Consider the following 18,697-nt stretch of genomic DNA (forward strand, 5'->3'; position numbering starts at 1 on the left):
GTGATGGGTGGAATGGCGCGGCGTCTGTCCGCCGAATGGTCCCGGCGGCTGAGGATTGGCATGTTGCGCACGCCCGAGCCGCGATCGGATGCCAGCGATTGGCTGATCCGTTGGGCGATGGTCTCGGCGCTAGTCGCCATGACGATCGTGTTGATCTGTGGCTATCACGGGGGGTTCATTCGGCTCAACGCCATCGCGGCGGGCTACCCGGACTGGGTCTGGGCGTCTCTGACCAGCTTCGGCGACGAGCGCGTGCTGACGGCGCTTGCGCTGCTCTTCTCTCTACGGTATCCGCGACTCTTCTGGTCGTTGCTGGTGTCGGCCCTGATTGCGGCCATCTACAGTCGTGGGCTCAAGGATTTGTTGGATCTCCCGCGTCCTCCGGCGATGCTGGAGGAGGGCGTTTTCCATCTGATCGGCCCAGGCCATCAAGGTGCCAGCTTCCCCTCGGGCCACAGTGTGGCGGCGACGGTCTTCTTCTCGGTGTTGATCTGGCATGTGCGCGCCTGGCCCTGGCGTCTGCTGGCGACGCTGTTCGTGGTTGCGGTCGGATTCAGTCGGGTGGCGGTCGGCGTCCATTGGCCGGTGGACGTGGCGGCCGGACTCATGGGTGGTGCGCTCGCGGCCTGGTTGGGGTGCCGTATCGCTCAGCACTGGCCTGGGCCGGCTGAAAATGTTGTGCTGCATCTCTCGGTTGTGACGCTGCTGACGGTTCCCGCGCTGAGTTTGCTGTACGATCCAGGTCAGTATCCGAGCGTGGCGCCGGTATTGAGTGCTCTGGGTCTGGTTGCCTTCCTCAGTGTGATGATTCAGTACGTCCTACTGCCTTGGCGGCACCTCCACAGAGTGGGTCCTGATGTCTGATTCGCGTTTGGACGAGCGCAGCGGTTGCGTCCGTGGTCCGCTGGACCTTGTCCGTGTGCGGAAATCGAATCCTTTTGGAGAGCCGATAACATGTCTCTAGCGGAAGAGTATCTCGACTCCTATCAGCGAATGGTCGCGCAGGGCGTGATTTTCTCTTTCGTCGGTTATGTTTCCGATGGCATCCTCTTCTCGCTGGGCGAGGCGCTCAAGCAAAAGATGCGTCTCGACGCAACCGACACCAACGTCACTAAGCGGGTCTTCTCGATCTTCGTCGAGCAGGTGCAGAACATCATTCGCTATTCGGCCGAGCGTCTGGAGGACGAGCGAGGATCACCGAGCGAGCTGAGTTCGGGCATGATCATCGTCGGGCGCGAGCAGGGCCATTTTTTCGTCCTGTGCGGCAACAGGGTGCTGCGCGAGGAGGGGGCGACCCTCATGCGCCGTCTCTCCGAACTCGCGGCGATGGATCGGGATTCTATCAAGTCCTACTACCGGGAGAAGCTGCGCGAGCCGGCGGAGGCGGCGAGCCGTGGCGCCAGTATCGGGCTGATCGAGATCGCCCGACGTTCGAGCCGTCCGATCGAGTTCGGTTTGACCCCGTTTCCCGGTGAACATGACTTCTTCTGTCTGAAGGCATTCATCTAAGACCTCCCCGAGGCCATCCAAGAGGATCATCAGTATTCGACCCGAACCGATGGATACATTTTCCCGACCCCAAACCGAGCGTTCGCCGCTGATCGACTTCGATTTCGCCAATCGGCGATTGCGAATCGAGGGCGAATCCTACCCGGAGGACGCGGCGTCCTTCTTCGGACCCGTATTCAAGAGCCTTGCGGCTTTTCTGGCTGAGGTGTCGGCCGAGACGCGGCCCGCTCCGATTCTGCTCGACTTGCGCATGTCCTATTTCAACAGCAGCAGCGCCAAGGCGTTGATGAACCTCTTCCAGATGCTCGAAGAGGCCGCGCGGTGCGGTACCCCGGTCGACATCAATTGGAACTACGATCCGGACGACGAGACCATGCAGGAATTCGGTGAGGACTTCGGCGAGGACATGGAGTGCGTCCGCTTCAATCTCTGTGTGCTCGATGCCCATGTCTTCTGACCTTCTCCACCAAGATGGCGATGGGTCGCAGGCGGACGAGGGATTCTCTCTCTATGCCCAGGAAGAGGCCGTCATCCGTCGGGCAGAGGGGATGATCGAGCAGCTCGACGTGGTTTCCAACGGGGTCAAGACCCTCGCCGATGCCTATCGGATCGGTTACCGCGAGACGGTGCGTCTGGTCCGTATCAGCGATCGCATGCAACTCGAACTGCATGAGGCGAATCGCATCCTCAGCGCCCAGGCCGAGGACCTCAAACAGCTCAACGACGCCTTGCACAAAGAGATCGAGCGACGCGAGCGTCTTGAGCATGAATTGCGGCGCATCGCCTCGATCGACGAGCTGACCGGCGTCCACACCCGTCGTTACGTGCTGGAGCTGACCGAGTACGAGCAGCGCCGTCTCATGCGTCACGGCAAGGGACTCATCGTCCTCATGATGGATCTGGATCACTTCAAGCGCATCAACGACCAGTTCGGGCACGCGGCTGGCGATCAGCTGTTGCGGGACTTCGGTGAGCTGTTGCGCGGGGGGCTGCGCAAGGGCGACATCGCCGGGCGGTTCGGCGGAGAGGAATTTCTGGCGGTGCTCCCCGAGACGGAGCTTGACGTGGCCGAATCCATCGCGAATCGTCTCTGCGAGCAGACGCGCGCGTTTCGTTCGCCCTGGAAGGATGGGAGTCTGCACATGACGATCAGCATCGGCTTGGCCGAGGTGGAGGGCGAGGAACCGCTCGAACGGGCGATTTCCCGCGCCGACCAGGCGCTCTATGAGGCCAAGAGCGCGGGGCGCGACCGTGTCGTCACCTATCGCCCCGCTTCGGTACGCTAGGGCATATGGGGTCGATTCGTCTCGTCTGTTTGTTGGTGTGTCTGGTCGGATACGGCTTCGCTGCGGCCGAAGAGGCGGCCGAGAAGGTACCCGCCAGATATCTGGTCGGGGTCGAGAACATCGACTATCGGCCCTTCCAGAACGGGCTGTCCGGCCGCTTCGAGGGATTCGGGCGCGATCTGCTGGATGCCTTTGCCGAGGACGCGGGCATCCAGTTCGATTATCTGCCGATGCCGCCATCACGTCTCTTGGCGAGCCTGCTCCGGGATCGCATCGACTTCAAATACCCCGACGATCCAAGCTGGCGTCCCGAGCTGCGCGTCGGCCATGACATCCAGTACAGTCGTCCCATCGTGGACTATCTGGACGGGACGCTCGTTCCCCCCTCGCGGGTCGGTGATCCGATCAGCAAGATTCGGACCTTGGGCGCGATCATCGGTTTTGCCCCCGTCGCTTGGGTGGGCCGCATCGAGGCGGGGCAACTCACGCTGATGGAGAACGCCGATTTATCTGCGCTCTTCCAGCAGGTGCTGGCCGGCCGATTGGATGCGGCCTATGCCAACATCGCCGTGGCCAAGGTCCAGTCCGAGCGCATATTTGGTAACGCCGAGGCACTCGTCTACGATCCCCGTCTGCCGCACGCCACCGGTCAATACCGGCTCTCCAGTCGGCATCATGCCGAGGTCCTGGTGCGCTTCGACCGCTGGCTCTTGGAAAACGCCGAGCGGGTCTCGCGGCTCAAGCGTCGCGCTGGACTGACCGATCCGCCGGGGCTCTCCGATTAGCCGTGCGATTGCATGAAGCCGACTAAATCGCTGCTCGGTAAGCGGCAGGTCGCCTTCAGGTCTGGTCTGACCTTCAAGCAGGCCGGCGTCACTCTGATGGCAGCGCTCCTGCTTGGGTTGCTGGTCGGGGCGCTCCAGCTCTTCGTCGATTGGCGCGCGATGCGCGACGAGACGGCGGGGAATATGCGCAGGCTGCTGGTGTTGGTCGAGGGATCGGCCGCCGAGGCGGCCTATCAGCTCAATCCCGAGCTTGGACGCCAGTTGGTGCAGGGGCTGTTCGTCTTCGATGCCATCCGCGACGCTCGGTTGAGCGACGACTTCGGCAAGATCTTGGCTCAGCAGCACCGCAGCGGGGATCCGGCGGTGGGCGCGAAGCGTTGGGCCTGGCTGTTCGAGGGGGTGACTCGGTATCGTCTGCCGCTGTACTACCCTGTTCCCGGTGGCTCGACCACTCGGGTGGGCGAGCTGCGGGTGGAATTGTCCCCGGAGGTTCTGTCCGAGCGCTTTCTGCGTCGAATCACTCGGGAGGCCATCTTCGGTCTGGCGCGTTCGCTGTTCATCTCGGCCCTGGTCGTCGCGATCTTCTATTTTATGATCACTCGGCCCTTGCTGCGGCTGGCGCGGGCGATCTCGGAAGTGGATCCCGAACGACCGGGCCGTTGGGTCCCGCCCGATCTGCGCACGCATGCGCACGACGAGCTGGGTCTACTGAGCGAACACCTCAGGGTGTTGCTCCAGTCCTCGCAACGCGGGCTCGATCAACGCGATGTGGCTCAGCGCGAGTTGACTGCGCTCAACCAGCAACTGGAACAGCGGGTAAGTACGCGAACAGCGGAATTGGAACGGGCGCTCGGCGATTTGGCGCGACAGAACATCGAGGTCGAGCGCGCATTCTCTGAACTGGATCGGACCCACCAGCGTTTGACGCAAGCCAATCATCAACTGCTGGAGAGTCATCGTTACGCGCGTCGCATCCAGCGCTCCATGCTGCCGGCACCGGCTGTTCTTGGCGACGCGGTTCGCGAGATCCATGTCCATTGGGAGCCGTTGCATGAGGTCGGCGGGGACTGGTATTGGATCGAACGTTGCGGCGATCGCTGTCTCATCCTGTTGGCGGATTGTACTGGGCACGGGGTTCCGGGCGCCTTCATCACCCTGGTGGTGGCTGCGGCCCTTGAGCGTCTGCTGCGCGACGACTGTTTGGCCGAGCCTGTGGCTATCCTCAAGGCCCTGGATCGCGATGTCCGCCGCCGTCTGCGCCAGCAGGATCCGAGCTCCGAGTCCGACGACGGTCTGGACGCGGCCATCCTGTTGTGGGATGTCGGGACCCGCCGCCTGCGCTTCGCGAGTGCCGGCGGTATTCCTCTGCTGATGCTTGAGCCGGGCGAGCCGGTTGGCGTGATTCGTGGCTCGCGTGGCCATCTGGGCTATCAGAGCCTGTCCGCGCCGGATCGGATCGTCGAGCATGAGATCCAGATTCGTCCCGGCGCGACCTACTATCTGATGACCGATGGCATCACCGATCAGATGGGTGGGGTGCCGCCTCGACTCCTGGGGCGCAGGCGGGTCGCCGAATGGTTGGAATCGCACGCCGAACTCAGCCTGGAAGCCCAGGCGAGCGCGCTGTGCCAGATGCTCGCCGATTATCGTGGACCCGAATCCCGTCGCGACGATATGACCCTGATCGGCGTGCGACCGCGCTGAGATTTTCGGCAGCGTTTGTGCGGTTTGCCTTCTCGACGGGCGATCCGCATACTGCGCTCATTTGCATTCCCCGCTCGATGGACGGCCGCTCGGCGAGCCGATCATCCGACGTCATACACGAGCCTCCCGATCATGCTGCCCGAACTCTTGTGGTTGCTCCTGCCCTGGAGCCTGGCTTTCGTCTTTCTCGGTCGAATGCGCGTGTGTCCGCCGGCCCCGGACGCGGTGCCCGGAACGCGCGTGTCGGTGATCGTCCCGGCGCGTAACGAATGCGAGCGCATTTCCCCGCTGCTCGAATCCTTGACGAGGCAGGACGACGTGGATTTCGAGCTGATCGTCGTCGATGACAACTCGACCGATGGGACGGGTGATTTGGCGCGTGCGGCTGGAGCCGAGGTCATCAGCGTCACCGAGCTTGAGCCGGGCTGGCTCGGCAAGCCGCATGCCTGTTGGTTGGGTGCGCGGCGCGCGAGCGGCGATCTGCTGGTGTTCCTCGATGCCGATACCGAATTGGAGCCTGGTGGATTGCGGCGAATCGTCGCCACCCATGCCCGGCACGGCGGCCTGGTCTCGGTGCAGCCCTATCACCGCATGAAGCGCCCTTATGAGCAACTCTCGGCGCTCTTTTTCATCATCATGATGGGGAGCATCCGCTCCTTCACCCTGGCGGGCGAGCGGATACGTTCGAATGGTAGCTTCGGTCCTTGCATGGTCTGTCTGCGCGAGGACTATTTCCGTACCGGCGGGCACGGTTTGGTCCGGGCCGAGATCGTCGATGACGTGGCGCTGGCGCGTGAGATGGGGCGGCGCGGTGTCGCGACCCATAATTTCATCGGTCGCGGCACCATTTCCTTTCGCATGTATCCGGGCGGTCTGCGGGATCTCGTCGAGGGCTGGACCAAAAACTTTGCCCGTGGCGCCATCGACACCGATCTGGCAATGCTGGCGATGATGACCGCCTGGATCTCGGGCGGTGTCGCCGCCTTCGACGCGTTGCGTGGTCTGCCCGTCGATGGTCTGTCGAGCTGGGGCATCGCCGGACTGATCGGCTATGCCGCCTATGTCGCCCAAATCGGGTGGCTGCTGCGACCGCTCGGCAACTTCGGCCTGATGACCGCCATCACCTACCCGATCTCGCTCGTCTTCTTCTTCGGCGTTTTCCTGCGCTCGCTCTATCTCACCCTGGTTCGCAACAGTGTGCGCTGGAAGGGGCGCGCCATTTCGGTGCGCTCGGCGAGTTGAGGGCCGCCGTCGGTCGCCGGCGGCCCTAATTCGCGACCTGCTCCAGGGCGCGGGCGAAGAACGAGAGTCCCGAGTTGCCCAGCAGGACGTGGGGTTTATCCAATCGTTTGCAGAATCGTTTGGTGCGGTAATAGGCGTTGTGACTGACATAGTCGGCGGCGCAGACGATGGCGTCGGCCGAGGCGAGCATGGTCTCCAGTCTGCGGTGGCTATCCTCCAGTCCGCCGTCGTGGTGCTCGAACCGTCCGTTGCAGCTGTTTACCAACTGACGGTATTGCTCGACCAGGGGTTTGCGTCCACCCACACAGAGCACCAGCTGGCCTGCTAGGTCGGCGCGGCAGGCGCAGCTGTCGTTGGGGCATTCCTCGCACTGTTGACTGAGGTTCAGCGTGAGTAGCCGTTCGAGCGACTCGCGCTCGGCTTCGCGCTCGGCGAGCTGGGTCTCGAGCTCGGCGGCGCGTTTTTCGGTGTCGCTCAGTTTCTGACGTAGGGCCTGGGATGCGCTTAGGGCCGTTTCCAGTCGCGATTGCGCCAGTGCGTGTGCGTCGGAGAGCGCGGCGATGCGCTCGACCAGGTCTGAGGTCCCGTTTTCTGCCAATTGCCGCTGAAGCAGCTCGGTCTTCTGTTCGAGCTGGGTGCAGGCATCCTGTCGATCGCTCAGTGCGGTTTCCAGATCGGAGATCGTGCGTTCGCGCTGTTCGGCCTGGTGCGTGGAGCGTCGTTGAAAGGTCTCGAATTCGTGACGGACCCGGTTCAGCTCGACGCGGGTCTCGCTGAGCCGTTTCAGGTCGGCCCGCTGTCCGGCTCCGATCTGGTGGGAGAGCATGTGGATGTCCTCGTAGGCGAGGACCATGGTCTCTGCATCCGTCTTCGGGTGGCTCATCAGGGCCCAGAGTCCGCTCGGAACCTCGCCGCAGGCGAGGGATTCGGACCAGAGGGCGAGGATGGCCTTCTGATCCTTGGCCTTGCCGTAACGGCGCACCGTGCTGGCGAATTTCTTGTCGAGCAGTTTCTGTGTTGCCTGAGAGAGTCCGTTACGCTCCTCTGCAGCCGACACGAATCCAACGTGGATCTCATAATCGCTCAGTCGCTCCTTCGTGCTCCAGACGAAACGTTTGCCGATTCGACGCAGCTCTTCGACCGTGAGGCAGGTCCCGATGATGGGGCAGTGATATTTGTGCGGGATCTCCCAGAGCTTGCGGCGTCCGGTCTTGACCGGATCCAGCGCATCCTCGGGCGGGCGGTAGAGTTCGATCGCGCCGGCCGATTGCGGGATCTCCCCGACCGACTCCGCACGACCGCTGGTGTCGGTGTTGGACGCCGGTTGGCTGTCCATATCAAGCGGCCGGAGGCCGTCGGGTTCATCCTGCGTCGTCGCATCCAAGATCCCCTCTTCGGATGTATCCAGGTGTTCGAGGAGTTTTCGCCACTCCTCGCCGTGGATTTCGTTGAGCAGGCGGCGACTGTCGTAGTCGTAGAGCGCCATGCGTTCCGGTGATTGACTGTCCTGGGATTGAGTGACTTCGAGAAAGAAGCGTTGAAGCATGCCAGCGGCTCCGTGGAGATCGGAAGGACGAAGCGCGATGTGTGGTGGTTCACCCGTTGTTCGCGTCTTCTGATGCAAATGGGAATTATTGTTGTTTGGATGCTATGTCGTCGTCCGATCCCTGTCAATCTGGTTGCTGACGGCGGCCAGCTTTCGCTTTGCATTCGTGTGCTTTTGGCGTATGGTGCATGGTTCCTAATGCGCCATCCGGTCGGCGCAATCCGTCCGTCGGTTGATTTCCCTCCAAGCAAGGCTCACCCGTCACGCTATCCAATCACAGCGCCTAGACCGGCCCAGGGAACCTCTGGGTAGGCCGACCCAGGAGTTTCTATGTCCTTTGCTGAGCTCGGCCTCTCGGCCGAACTGCTGCGCGCCGTTGACGCGCAGGGTTATACCCATCCCACCCCGATCCAACTTCAGGCCATCCCCGCCGTTCTCTTGGGCCGAGACGTTCTCGCCGGCGCTCAGACCGGTACCGGAAAAACCGCCGCCTTCACCTTGCCCATGCTGCAGCTGTTGAACGCGGCGCAGTCGAATGGACGCCAGCGTCGCCCTCGCGCCCTGGTTCTGACGCCGACCCGCGAACTCGCGGCACAGGTTGGCGAAAGCGTGCGTCTCTATGGTCAGAATCTGCCGCTGCGCTCGCTCCAGATCTTCGGCGGCGTGGGGATGGGACCGCAGGTCGATAAGCTGCGTCGTGGCGTCGATATCCTGGTCGCCACCCCGGGGCGGTTGCTCGATCATCAGGGCCAGGGCAATGTGGATCTCGGTGGTATCGAAATTCTGGTTCTGGACGAAGCCGACCGGATGCTGGATATGGGCTTTATCCACGACATCCGCCGCATCCTCAAGTCGCTCCCGAAGCAGCGTCAGAACCTGCTGTTCTCGGCGACCTATTCGCGCGAGATCGAGCAGCTCGCCACCGGGTTGCTCAGCAATCCCGCTCGGATCGAGGTTGCGCGACGCAACACGGCTGCCGAAACGGTGTCGCAGCTGGTGCATCCCGTGGTCAAGGATCAGAAGCGCGCCTTGCTGTCGCATCTGATCCATTCCGGTGGCTTGCAGCAGGTGCTGGTGTTTACACGCACCAAGCATGGCGCCAACCGGCTCGCCCAGCAGTTGATCACGGACGGCATTACGGCGGCTGCGATCCATGGCAACAAGAGTCAGGGCGCGCGGACCCGTGCGCTCGCGGATTTCAAGAGCGGTGCCGTGCGCACGCTGGTGGCGACCGATATCGCTGCGCGTGGACTGGACATCGACCGCTTGCCGAATGTCGTCAACTACGAGCTGCCGAACGTGTCCGAGGACTATGTCCATCGGATCGGCCGGACCGGACGGGCTGGATCAGAGGGTGCCGCCGTGTCCCTGGTCGGACCCGACGAGTATGGTCTGCTGGCTGGTATCGAGCGTCTGCTCGGTCGGAAGATCGAGAAGATTGCCATCGACGGCTTCGAGGCAGGTTCGCCCGCGTCTCGCGATGCCTCGAATCGTCAGGAGAAGGGAAACCCGCGGCGCTCCGGTGGTGAGCCTGGGCAGAACCGCGCCCATCATGCCCGTTCTCCGTCCGCGCGTCGTAATGCGCCCTCGGGGGACGCCGCCGGTCAGGGCCCGCGTCATGCACGTCCGCGCGGCGGGAATGGCAACGGGAACCGCCGCTCGGTGCGTTAGCCCGACCTTCGCCGGCTCTTGCTGGGCAATCCGGTAAGGTAAGGCGGCGCCGAGCACGGGCTCGGCGTCGCGATCCGATCGCTCTCGTGCTCAGTGATATTGCTCGGTGGTGTACTGGCCGGGCTCATGACGACGGTGGCGCGCCAGGCCGCGTGCCTCCAGGATCTGTTTGGCGTCCTTGATCATTGCCGAGTTTCCGCACAGCATGACGTGGCTGTTCTCCGGGTCGATCGACTCCCCGACCAGGCCCTCTAACTGACCGTCGTTGAGCAGGTCGGTGACTCGGCCACACAAACTTCCCTCGCGTGTCTCTCGGCTCACCAGCGGGATGAAGGTGAATCGCCCCTCATGCTGTTTGGCGATCGCGTCCAGCGTTTCGCCGTAGGCGAGGTCGCTTGCCTGGCGCACGCCATGAACCAAGACCACGCGCTCGAAGCGTTTCCAGGGATCTTCAGTGCGCAGGATCGACAGATAGACCCCGAGCGCAGTGCCGGTGGCCAGTAGCCAGAGCGTCTTGGCGGGTTTGACCGTCTCCAGCGTGAAGATGCCGCTGGCGGTCGAGGTCAGCCACAGACTGTCGCCCGGGTTCAGCGCCGAGAGCGGTGGGGTCAGAGGTCCGCTCGGAATCTCGTTGAAATAGATCTCCAGTGGATGCTCTCCAGGGGCATTGACCAGTGAATAGGGTCGACCGACCCGCTCCCCCTCGATGTCCAGTGCGACCTTGATGTACTGCCCGGCGACATGGTCAGCGACCGGCGCCTCGAATTGGAGGCTGAAGAGCCCCTCGGCCCATTGATGCTTGCCGACGACCGTCGCCTTTACCCAATCGTTCATATCCTGTCCTACCTCTGGTGGATGTCTGTGAATCCGCGCGAGTGGCGGATCTCAAACAAAATGATCGGTCCGTGTCTGGCCATTGCAATCCCGGTTCGCTTGCTTTACCTAAAGAAACCTTGATGCGATATCGGGAAATTGTGGAGGTCGTCATGAAAAACACCCTTTTGATACTCGGCTTGGCTGCCATGTCGACCTCGGCTGCTGCCGATGACACGGGTTGTCCGCCGTTACTCGATCTGGAGGTGCGGCGTCTTGCCAGTGACGAACTGGTAAGCCTGTGCGACGCCTATCGGGGCAAGGTCATCCTGGTCGTGAACACGGCCAGCAAGTGCGGATTCACCCCTCAGTACGACGGACTGGAGCGGCTCTATCGCACCTATGGCGAGCGGGGCTTGGTCGTGCTCGGATTTCCGTCCAACGACTTCGCCAGTCAGGAACCGGGGTCGGAGCAGGATATCCAGAAATTCTGCCGTTTGACCTACTCGGTCGAGTTTCCCATGTTCGAGAAGGTCAGCGTAAAGCGCGGCAAGGCTGCGCCTCTGTTCGAGCGTCTCGCCGCCGCCGGCGCGCCCTATCCTAAGTGGAACTTCTACAAGTATCTGATCGACCGCGAGGGCAACTTCGTCGATCATTTCACCAGTATCACCAAACCCGATAGCGGCAAGGTCGTCAAGGCGATCGAGAAGCTGCTGTGATCGCGTCTGCGGTGTTCATGAGCATTTGATTCGGAGATGCGCATGCATCTGACACGCGACGATCTCTACTGCCTCGAAGAATACGCCCAGATTCGCGGCGAGTTTCGTGCCAAGGTGATGGTCCACAAGAAGCGCCGCCAGGTGCCGCTCGGTCCCCACGCAACACTCTATTTCGAAGACCGTCTGACCATGCAGTACCAGGTCCAGGAGATGCTGCGGGTCGAGCGGATCTTCGAGGCCGAAGGCATCCAGGACGAGTTGGACGCCTACAATCCGCTGATTCCGGATGGCGGCAACTGGAAGGCGACCCTCATGATCGCGTACCAGGACCCGGACGAGCGGCGTGAGGCACTCGTTCGGCTGCGCGGAGTTGAGGACAGGGTCTGGGTGCGTGTCGCCGGTTGCGACAGGGTCTACGCGATCGCTGACGAAGACATGAAGCGCGAGGACACGACCAAGACCTCTGCGGTGCACTTTTTGCGCTTCGAGCTGACGCAATCCATGGTCGATGCCGCCAAGGCCGTGGCTGAGGTGGCCGTCGGTATCGACCATCCAGGCTGCACCTATCGGGTGGATCTGCCTCATGCGGTGCGCGACTCGCTCGTTGGCGACCTGGCTTGAGGGCGTTTCCGGTCTGATCAAGCGTTGCCTGAGGATGTGCCTCGGCCGGATTTTCGATGTGCTCGGTCTGGATGAAGGCGTCGAGGTGCTTTGGTCCGCGTTCTCAGTGCTAGACCTAAGGTATGAGGCGGCCGCTGGCCACCTCTATCGCTGGAAACCCCGATGGCTCTCAAGCCTGTAGCCAAGCTGCGACAGGATGTCCCTCCGCCTAAACGTTTTGCGGGTTTAATCCTTCAGGATTTGAGTCAAGGCTGCGGCGATGCGTTTGGCGTCCTCCTCCGAGAGCTGGGTCTGATTCGTTCCGGCTTCGGGTTTGATTCCGGCCAAGATCTGATCCTCCCGGCGTTTGGCTTCCGCCATGCGCTTCTTGGCCTGCTGTATGGGCGAAAGAGTGGGGCGTTGTGCCATCGGGGTTCTCCTTGATCGAGCGATCGCTCTGATCGGTCGTTGCTCTGCGTAGGGTTTGGCGTGAACGTTAGGTCGTAGGCTCTCATTCGTCTTCGGTATCGGGTGGTCGATAATCTCCCCCGTAGGATGCGGTGAGCGTGCGAACCGCATCTTGCACGACCGATGTGGGTCGTCCCTCAGACAGGTCCCTTCTTTCGCAGCAATCGCCTTATTCCGTTTCTTGACAGGTTTCATATCGATGCTCGAGTTGTTGGATGCGAGATTCGAGCTCGTTCATGCGTTGCACCATGGCCTCCTGTCTAGAGGTTCCCTCCAGGGTCTGGAGCGCGAGCACGGCGCGCTGGATGACGCTGTCCAGAGACTCACCTGGGAGTGAAAGGGCTTGCAATTGGATGATGGTTTCATTGCTGATGTGAAGCACACCTGTTTTCGACGACATGCGCTGTCTCTACCAGTTAGAACGAGGCATAAAGTTACCGCGTTGGTTGGGTTGCTTTTCGCTAGGTGCGTCACGTTCTGCACAATTGACGGCGGCTCCTCGTAGGATTCCGTCTTTCTGGCCCAAAATTTTCGTTGGTTGTGCGATTCTCTACCATATCTGCAACACTCGCTTGGATCGAGTCGTTCGGCCGTTTTCGGTGACACTCCCTCTCTGATGAAGCGCCAGCGAGATCGATGGCTGACACAGGATCGATCGAGATGTGCCAGGGGCGATCGGGTTATGGAGTCCGTCTCCTTGATCTGTGTGCTGGACCCAGGTGGGTCAAGCGTTCATCCTTGGATGTGGTGGGGTTGCGCCGGATTTGCGCGTGGTTGGGGGTGAGGCCGCTTGATGTTGTTTGGCGCGTTTTTCGCCTCGTTTTATGATGCCCGGCCATCTCACGCGGTATCGCTCTCCAAGGATCTGTTCAGCGGGGCGTGTTCCACGACGGAAAGATTCACTATCCCGCAGTTAGGCGTATGAATGGCGCTAATTTACAGTTGGCCACGAACGCCAGGTATTTCGAGTCATGAGTGACGCGCAGGCCCAATTCATCGATGTCGGCGAACTCCGTGTCGGTATGTATATCTATCTGGATCTGGGTTGGATGGGACATCCATTCGCCCTCAACAACTTCAAGATCCTCTCCGAGAGTCAGATCGAGACCATTCGCGGACTGGGTGTCAAGCGTCTGCGCTGGTCGCCGGAGCAAAGCGATCTGCCGCAGCCCGACACGTCCGATGATGACAGCCCAGCGGTCGAGGATATTTCGGCAGCCGAGGTGCGTCAGCGGCGACTCGATGCCCAGCGTCGCGATCTGGAGCGTTGCGAGCGCGATTTCTCCGATGCGACGCGATGTTTTCGCGATATTCTCAAGTCGGTCGATACCCAACCGAATCAGGCTCGGGAGCAGGCTAAGACGATGGTCGGCGGTCTGGTCGGGCGGCTTACGGATCAAGGCGATTCCTTCATTCGCCTGCTGTCCGAGGGGGCGGGCGAGAAGTCGGCCCTGCACGCGATCAATGTGACGGTCATCTCCTTGTTGCTCGGCAAGCGGCTCGGGTTGGATGCGGACGCACTCAGCGAGCTCGGCCTGGGCGCCCTGTTGCACGATATCGGCAAGATTTCGCTGCCCGAGCGGTTGCGTTGGCGTGAGCCTGGGTTCTCTGCCGCTGAGCGCAATCTGTTCCAACAGCATGTCGTCAATGGGCTGGAACTGGGGATCCGCATGGGTTTGAGTCGCGAGGTCTTGGCCATGATCGCTCAGCATCATGAGTATGCGGACGGTTCCGGCTTCCCCAAGCGCTTGAGCGGCGAGCAATTGACCCATGCGTCGCGGATCCTGGTGTTGGTCAACCATTACGATCAGGTCTGCAATCCAGCCAATCCGGTGATGGCCGTGACCCCGCACAATGCGCTCGCGCTGATGTTCGCCCAAAGCAGGTGCAAGTTCGATGCGACCGTCCTGGAAATGTTCATCCGCATGATGGGGGTCTATCCGCCCGGTTCGGTCGTTCTGCTGACCGACAGTCGTTACGCCTTGGTGGTCTCGGTGAATTCGGATCGGCCCTTGAAGCCCCTGGTGGTGGTTCACGATCCCAGGGTGCCGCTCGATGAAGCGCAGGTGCTCGATCTCGAGGACGCGGCCGATTTGGGCATCCGTCAGAGTCTGAAGCCGTCGCAATTGCCCCGCGCCGTGTTCGACTATCTCTCGCCGCGTCAGCGCATGTGTTATTTCTTCGAACGTGCCCGCGATTCCTCTTCTCGGGGCGATCGATGACACCCGCTCACGATGATCAACATCATGCGCGTCTGGATCCGCGTTCTTGTGATTTGAGTTGTATCTCGACATGGCAGTCGCTGCTCGATGGATTGAACGAGGCGGTTTGGATCGTCGATGCACGAGATCTGTGTCTGGTCGCCATAAACCGTGCCGCCGAGGAACTGCTCGGCGTCGATCGCGCCTCGCTGCTCGGCGTGTCCGTGATGGACTTGGCCTCGGTGCCCGAGGACTTTTTGTTCTGGGAGGGGGTCGCGAGCGGGCGAGAAACCAGCCTACTGTCCGAGACCTGGCTGCGGCGCGCCGACGATTCCCTGGCGGCGGTGCTGCGTCGGGTCAGCCGCATCGACTGTATCCATGGCAACATGTTTTTCGTCGTGAGCGTCTCCGATCTGGATGAGCGCCGTGCCGTCGAGGGCGAGTTGGAGAAGCTGGTCGCCGAGCTGCGGGCGACACTGGAGTCGAGTGCCGATGGCATTCTGGTCGCGGATCTCGACGGTAAGATCCGTGGTTTCAACCAGCGGTTTGCGGAGGCATGGGAGCTTCCAGAAGGACTCTTGACCGAGCGCAACGATGCGGGAGTCTATCGCTGGATGCGGGATGCGGTGTTGAATCCCACCGAGTACGCGGCTCGCGTCGAGGCGATCGAGAACAACCCACTGTTGGAGTCCACCGATCTGCTCATGCTGCGGAACGGGCAGGTTCTGGAGCGGGTGACGCTGCCTCAGTACGCGCGAGGTCACCCGATCGGCCGCGTCTATTCCTTCCGCAACATCACCCAACGCCTGGTCGATGAAAAGAGCCTCAAGCGCGCCGCCCGGGTCTTCGAGGCCAGTCTAGACGCCATCTTCGTGACCGATCTCGATCTCGGCATCCTGACCGTCAACCCGGCCTGCGAGCGGATGACGGGATTGCATGCCGGTGAAATCGTCGGTCAGTCGCTGACGCGCTTTCTGAGTCTGGGGAGCGACGACCAACCCGAGCACTCGATCCTCGACACGCTCGATCGTGATGGATTGTGGCAAGGGGAGATCCACCAGCACAGGCGCGATGGCGAGGGGTTCCCCTGTCTCGTGTCGCTGGTTCGGGTCTTGGATGCCGATGGCCGTCCCTTTCAGTTCGTCGTCTTTGTTAAGGATCTCTCCGAGGCGGTCGCGGCGCGAGAACGCATTGAGGAACTCGCCTATTCGGATGCCCTGACGGGGCTGCCCAATCGGGTACGGCTGACCGAACGCATCGAGTTTGCCATCAAGATGGCCCGGCGCGGGAGGAGCGGTTTTGCGGTGCTGTTTCTAGACCTTGATCGCTTCAAGCAAATCAACGACTCGCTCGGCCATCTCTTCGGCGATCGCGTGCTGATCGAGGTCGCACATCGTATCAAAGGCTGTCTGCGCCAGGTGGACACGACGGCTCGACTCGGCGGTGATGAGTTCGTACTGCTCCTGCATCAGACCGATGTCCTCGGCGCGGAACAGACCGCGCGGCGACTGATGGAGGTGATGTCCAGGCCGTTTGAAATCGACGGCATGAAGTTCTCGCTTGCCCTGAGTATCGGTATCGCGCTCTACCCTCAGGACGGCGAGACCTTAGACGACCTGATCAAGAACGCCGACAGTGCCATGTACCACGTCAAGGAGCGGGGGCGCGGCGACTTCCGCTTCTATCAGAGCCAGATGAACGTGGGTCTTCTGTCCCGGATGAAGATCGACCACGCCATGCGCGAGGCGCTCGAAGAGCAGCGTTTTCGTCTCTTCTATCAACCCCAGATCGACCTCTATAGCGGACGCTTGGTTGGCGCCGAGGCATTGGTGCGCTGGACCGATCCGAGTCTGGGCGTGATGGCGCCGAGCGATTTCATTTCGATCGCCGAGGAGACCGGTTTCATCGTGACGCTCGGCGGTTGGGTGCTGCGCGAGGCGATCCGCCAGGGCGAATTGTGGCAGATCCAGGGAATCGACTTGACCATGTCCGTGAACGTCTCTGCGGCTCAGTTCCATCAGCTGAATTTCGTCGAGTCCTTGGCCCAATGGCTGACAGCGAGCCGGCTACCCGCGAGTCGGCTCGAATTGGAGCTGACCGAGTCGATCCTCATTCAGAATGTCGATGAGACGCTGATTCGACTGGATGCCTTGGTCGATCTGGGCGTCCGGCTGGCGATCGACGACTTCGGAACCGGCTATTCGAGCCTTGCCTATCTCAAGCGCTTTCCGATCCACAAGCTCAAGATCGACCGCTCCTTCGTCCAGGACATCCCGGATGACGAAAGCGATGCCGCGATCTCGACCGCCATCATCAATCTCGCCCACTCGCTCAATCTGAAGGTGATCGCCGAGGGAGTCGAGAACGACATCCAGAGGCGCTTCCTGCTGGATGCCGGCTGCGACGAATTCCAGGGCTATCTGTGTTCGCCGCCCGTCGATCCTGACTCCTTCGTACAGTTGGTCGGCGCGCTGGGGTTGTCCGATGCGCCCGATCCCTCGCCTCGTATCCTCTAGCCTTTGAGGTTCCCCTCCGCGTAGAGATGAACCCTTGAGATCCTGATCGATCAGCGGGTTCGCTTGGCGGAGCGATTGCCGCCCCCACCATCGTGCGGAGAGCATCAAGAGGAACTCCGCATGACCTTCGTCTTCGACAACAGCTACGCGCGCCTACCCGAGCGCTTCTATGCCCGACTTCCGCCGAGCCCGGTTGCTCAGCCCGACCTGATCACGCTGAACGTGTCCCTGGCGCGTGAGTTGGGGCTTGATCCGGATGCGCTGAGTACGCCGGAAGGTGTCGCCGTGCTCGCCGGTAATGCGGTTCCGTCGGGCGCGGATCCGTTGGCCATGGCCTATGCGGGACATCAGTTCGGCAACTTCGTCCCGCAGCTCGGTGATGGTCGGGCGATCCTGCTCGGCGAAATCCTTGCGCCATCCGGCGAACGTTTCGATCTCCAGCTCAAGGGTGCTGGGCGCACGCCCTTTTCACGCGCAGGCGATGGGCGTGCTTGGCTGGGACCTGTACTGAGGGAGTATCTGATCAGCGAGGCCATGCATGTCCTGGGGATCCCGACGACCCGCGCGCTGGCGGCGGTGACCACGGGCGAGCCCGTGTACCGCGAGGGCCGTATGCCTGGCGCGGTCCTGACCCGCGTGTCACGCAGCCATGTACGCATCGGCACCTTCGAGTATTTCGCCGCGCGTGAGGATCTGGATGCCTTACGCCATCTCGCCGATTACGTCATCGAGCGTCACTATCCGACGGCGCAGACGGCCGATCGACCCTATCTGGCGCTATTGACGGAGGTGATCGGGCGCCAGGCCGAGCTGGTGGCGCGTTGGCTCGGCGTCGGTTTCATCCATGGGGTGATGAATACCGACAACCTTTCGATCGCTGGCGAAACCATCGACTATGGCCCCTGTGCCTTCATGGACGATTACCACCCGGGCACCGTCTACAGCTCGATCGACCGGGGAGGGCGCTACGCCTACGCCAATCAGCCGCGCATCGCTCAATGGAATCTCTCCCGTCTGGCTCAGACCCTCTTGCCGCTGCTCGATGAGGATCCCGAGCACGCGCTGAGCCTGGCCCAGGGTGCGATCGACGGCTTTCCCGAGCGTTTCGAGCACGCCTATCTGGACGTCTTCCGGGCCAAGCTCGGGCTACTCGAATCAGAGGATGCGGATGGTCCGCTCATCACGGGTCTGCTCGATGGCCTGGCCGAGGCCGGCGCCGATTTCACCAATAGCTTCAGCGCATTGACCCTGATGGTCGAGACGGGTGAGGCGGCGGCTCCGTTTGGCTCGGACGCAGACGGTCCGCTTACGGAATGGGTTGGGCGATGGCGTGATCGGCTGGGACGCGAGGAGACGGATTCTGGCGCGCGCCTGGAGCGGATGCGTCGCGCGAATCCGCTGGTGATTCCACGCAACCATCGCGTGGAGGAGGCCCTCGACGCTGCGCTCGAGGGCGATCTCGGTCCATTCGAGCGTCTGTTGGCGGTGCTCGCCAATCCCTGGGAGGAGCGGCCCGAAACGGGGTTCTATCGCGCCCCTCCCGAGCCGTATCAGGTGGTGCGGCAGACCTTCTGCGGGACCTGAGGCGAAGCCCAGGCGCATGGCAGAGACCGGTTCACCGGGTCGGCTTAGCCGAC

The 18,697-nt window shown here is 61.9% G+C and carries 17 protein-coding genes; 13 read left to right on the forward strand and 4 right to left on the reverse strand.

Annotation, left to right across the window (positions count from 1 at the left end; all coding sequences use genetic code 11):
* The first annotated feature begins 60 nt into the window (after nucleotides 1–60).
* From THIDRDRAFT_RS15110 to THIDRDRAFT_RS15140, 7 genes are all read left to right on the forward strand, one after another.
* Entirely contained in the window at nucleotides 61–864 is an 804-nt protein-coding gene (locus tag THIDRDRAFT_RS15110) for a phosphatase PAP2 family protein (RefSeq protein ID WP_007041741.1), read from the forward strand.
* 90 nt (nucleotides 865–954) lie between these two features.
* Nucleotides 955–1,509: a SiaB family protein kinase gene (locus THIDRDRAFT_RS15115; protein ID WP_007041742.1), complete on the forward strand. Its 555-nt coding sequence runs from the start codon at nucleotides 955–957 to the stop codon at nucleotides 1,507–1,509.
* 49 nt (nucleotides 1,510–1,558) lie between these two features.
* Nucleotides 1,559–1,966, forward strand: a complete 408-nt coding sequence (locus THIDRDRAFT_RS15120) for a DUF1987 domain-containing protein (protein ID WP_007041743.1) — start codon at nucleotides 1,559–1,561, stop codon at nucleotides 1,964–1,966.
* On the forward strand, nucleotides 1,956–2,795 hold the full coding sequence (locus THIDRDRAFT_RS15125) for a GGDEF domain-containing protein (protein ID WP_007041744.1): 840 nt from the start codon (nucleotides 1,956–1,958) through the stop codon (nucleotides 2,793–2,795). The genes THIDRDRAFT_RS15120 and THIDRDRAFT_RS15125 overlap by 11 nt, the downstream gene beginning before the upstream one ends.
* Nucleotides 2,796–2,800: 5 nt before the next feature.
* A complete protein-coding gene (locus THIDRDRAFT_RS15130) occupies nucleotides 2,801–3,580 on the forward strand; it encodes a substrate-binding periplasmic protein (protein ID WP_007041745.1) in 780 nt (259 codons plus the stop codon).
* A gap of 12 nt (nucleotides 3,581–3,592) precedes the next feature.
* Nucleotides 3,593–5,284, forward strand: a complete 1,692-nt coding sequence (locus tag THIDRDRAFT_RS15135) for a PP2C family protein-serine/threonine phosphatase (protein ID WP_007041746.1) — start codon at nucleotides 3,593–3,595, stop codon at nucleotides 5,282–5,284.
* A gap of 132 nt (nucleotides 5,285–5,416) precedes the next feature.
* Nucleotides 5,417–6,526 carry a glycosyltransferase family 2 protein gene (locus THIDRDRAFT_RS15140; protein WP_007041747.1) on the forward strand — a complete coding sequence of 370 codons (1,110 nt, stop codon included), beginning with the start codon at nucleotides 5,417–5,419 and terminating at the stop codon, nucleotides 6,524–6,526.
* 25 nt (nucleotides 6,527–6,551) lie between these two features.
* Here THIDRDRAFT_RS15140 and THIDRDRAFT_RS15145 read toward each other — a convergent pair whose 3' ends face one another.
* Complete coding sequence (locus tag THIDRDRAFT_RS15145) at nucleotides 6,552–8,072, reverse strand: DUF2325 domain-containing protein (protein WP_007041748.1); 1,521 nt, start codon at nucleotides 8,070–8,072, stop codon at nucleotides 6,552–6,554.
* A 330-nt stretch (nucleotides 8,073–8,402) separates the two neighbouring features.
* On the opposite strand from THIDRDRAFT_RS15145, the gene THIDRDRAFT_RS15150 reads away from it, so the two are divergent.
* Nucleotides 8,403–9,743: a DEAD/DEAH box helicase gene (locus tag THIDRDRAFT_RS15150; RefSeq protein ID WP_007041749.1), complete on the forward strand. Its 1,341-nt coding sequence runs from the start codon at nucleotides 8,403–8,405 to the stop codon at nucleotides 9,741–9,743.
* 90 nt (nucleotides 9,744–9,833) lie between these two features.
* On the opposite strand, the gene THIDRDRAFT_RS15155 is transcribed toward THIDRDRAFT_RS15150, so the two are convergent.
* Nucleotides 9,834–10,577, reverse strand: a complete 744-nt coding sequence (locus tag THIDRDRAFT_RS15155) for a ferredoxin--NADP reductase (protein WP_007041750.1) — start codon at nucleotides 10,575–10,577, stop codon at nucleotides 9,834–9,836.
* A gap of 152 nt (nucleotides 10,578–10,729) precedes the next feature.
* Here THIDRDRAFT_RS15155 and THIDRDRAFT_RS15160 point away from each other — a divergent pair, with 152 nt between their 5' ends.
* Together THIDRDRAFT_RS15160 and THIDRDRAFT_RS15165 are read left to right on the forward strand one after the other, a co-directional pair.
* A complete protein-coding gene (locus THIDRDRAFT_RS15160; RefSeq protein ID WP_007041751.1) occupies nucleotides 10,730–11,275 on the forward strand; it encodes a glutathione peroxidase in 546 nt (181 codons plus the stop codon).
* Between the two features lie 42 nt (nucleotides 11,276–11,317).
* The gene (locus THIDRDRAFT_RS15165; RefSeq protein WP_007041752.1) at nucleotides 11,318–11,896 is read left to right on the forward strand and encodes a DUF3501 family protein; all 579 of its coding nucleotides are present in this window, start codon (nucleotides 11,318–11,320) and stop codon (nucleotides 11,894–11,896) included.
* 225 nt (nucleotides 11,897–12,121) lie between these two features.
* Here THIDRDRAFT_RS15165 and THIDRDRAFT_RS15175 read toward each other — a convergent pair whose 3' ends face one another.
* Together THIDRDRAFT_RS15175 and THIDRDRAFT_RS15180 are read right to left on the reverse strand one after the other, a co-directional pair.
* Nucleotides 12,122–12,304 (reverse strand): hypothetical protein, encoded by a 183-nt coding sequence (locus THIDRDRAFT_RS15175; RefSeq protein ID WP_007041754.1) that lies wholly within the window; start codon nucleotides 12,302–12,304, stop codon nucleotides 12,122–12,124.
* A 208-nt stretch (nucleotides 12,305–12,512) separates the two neighbouring features.
* Nucleotides 12,513–12,743: a hypothetical protein gene (locus THIDRDRAFT_RS15180; RefSeq protein WP_007041755.1), complete on the reverse strand. Its 231-nt coding sequence runs from the start codon at nucleotides 12,741–12,743 to the stop codon at nucleotides 12,513–12,515.
* A 571-nt stretch (nucleotides 12,744–13,314) separates the two neighbouring features.
* Here THIDRDRAFT_RS15180 and THIDRDRAFT_RS15185 point away from each other — a divergent pair.
* The 3 genes from THIDRDRAFT_RS15185 (at nucleotide 13,315) to THIDRDRAFT_RS15195 (ending at nucleotide 18,644) form a co-directional block, all read left to right on the forward strand.
* Nucleotides 13,315–14,565 carry an HD-GYP domain-containing protein gene (locus THIDRDRAFT_RS15185; protein ID WP_007041756.1) on the forward strand — a complete coding sequence of 417 codons (1,251 nt, stop codon included), beginning with the start codon at nucleotides 13,315–13,317 and terminating at the stop codon, nucleotides 14,563–14,565.
* A gap of 53 nt (nucleotides 14,566–14,618) precedes the next feature.
* Nucleotides 14,619–17,060 carry a sensor domain-containing protein gene (locus THIDRDRAFT_RS15190; RefSeq protein ID WP_245535858.1) on the forward strand — a complete coding sequence of 814 codons (2,442 nt, stop codon included), beginning with the start codon at nucleotides 14,619–14,621 and terminating at the stop codon, nucleotides 17,058–17,060.
* A gap of 120 nt (nucleotides 17,061–17,180) precedes the next feature.
* Nucleotides 17,181–18,644, forward strand: a complete 1,464-nt coding sequence (locus THIDRDRAFT_RS15195; RefSeq protein ID WP_007041758.1) for a protein adenylyltransferase SelO — start codon at nucleotides 17,181–17,183, stop codon at nucleotides 18,642–18,644.
* The last annotated feature ends 53 nt before the right edge of the window (nucleotides 18,645–18,697 follow it).

The sequence above is a fragment of the Thiorhodococcus drewsii AZ1 genome (assembly GCF_000224065.1).
Lineage (GTDB): Bacteria > Pseudomonadota > Gammaproteobacteria > Chromatiales > Chromatiaceae > Imhoffiella > Imhoffiella drewsii.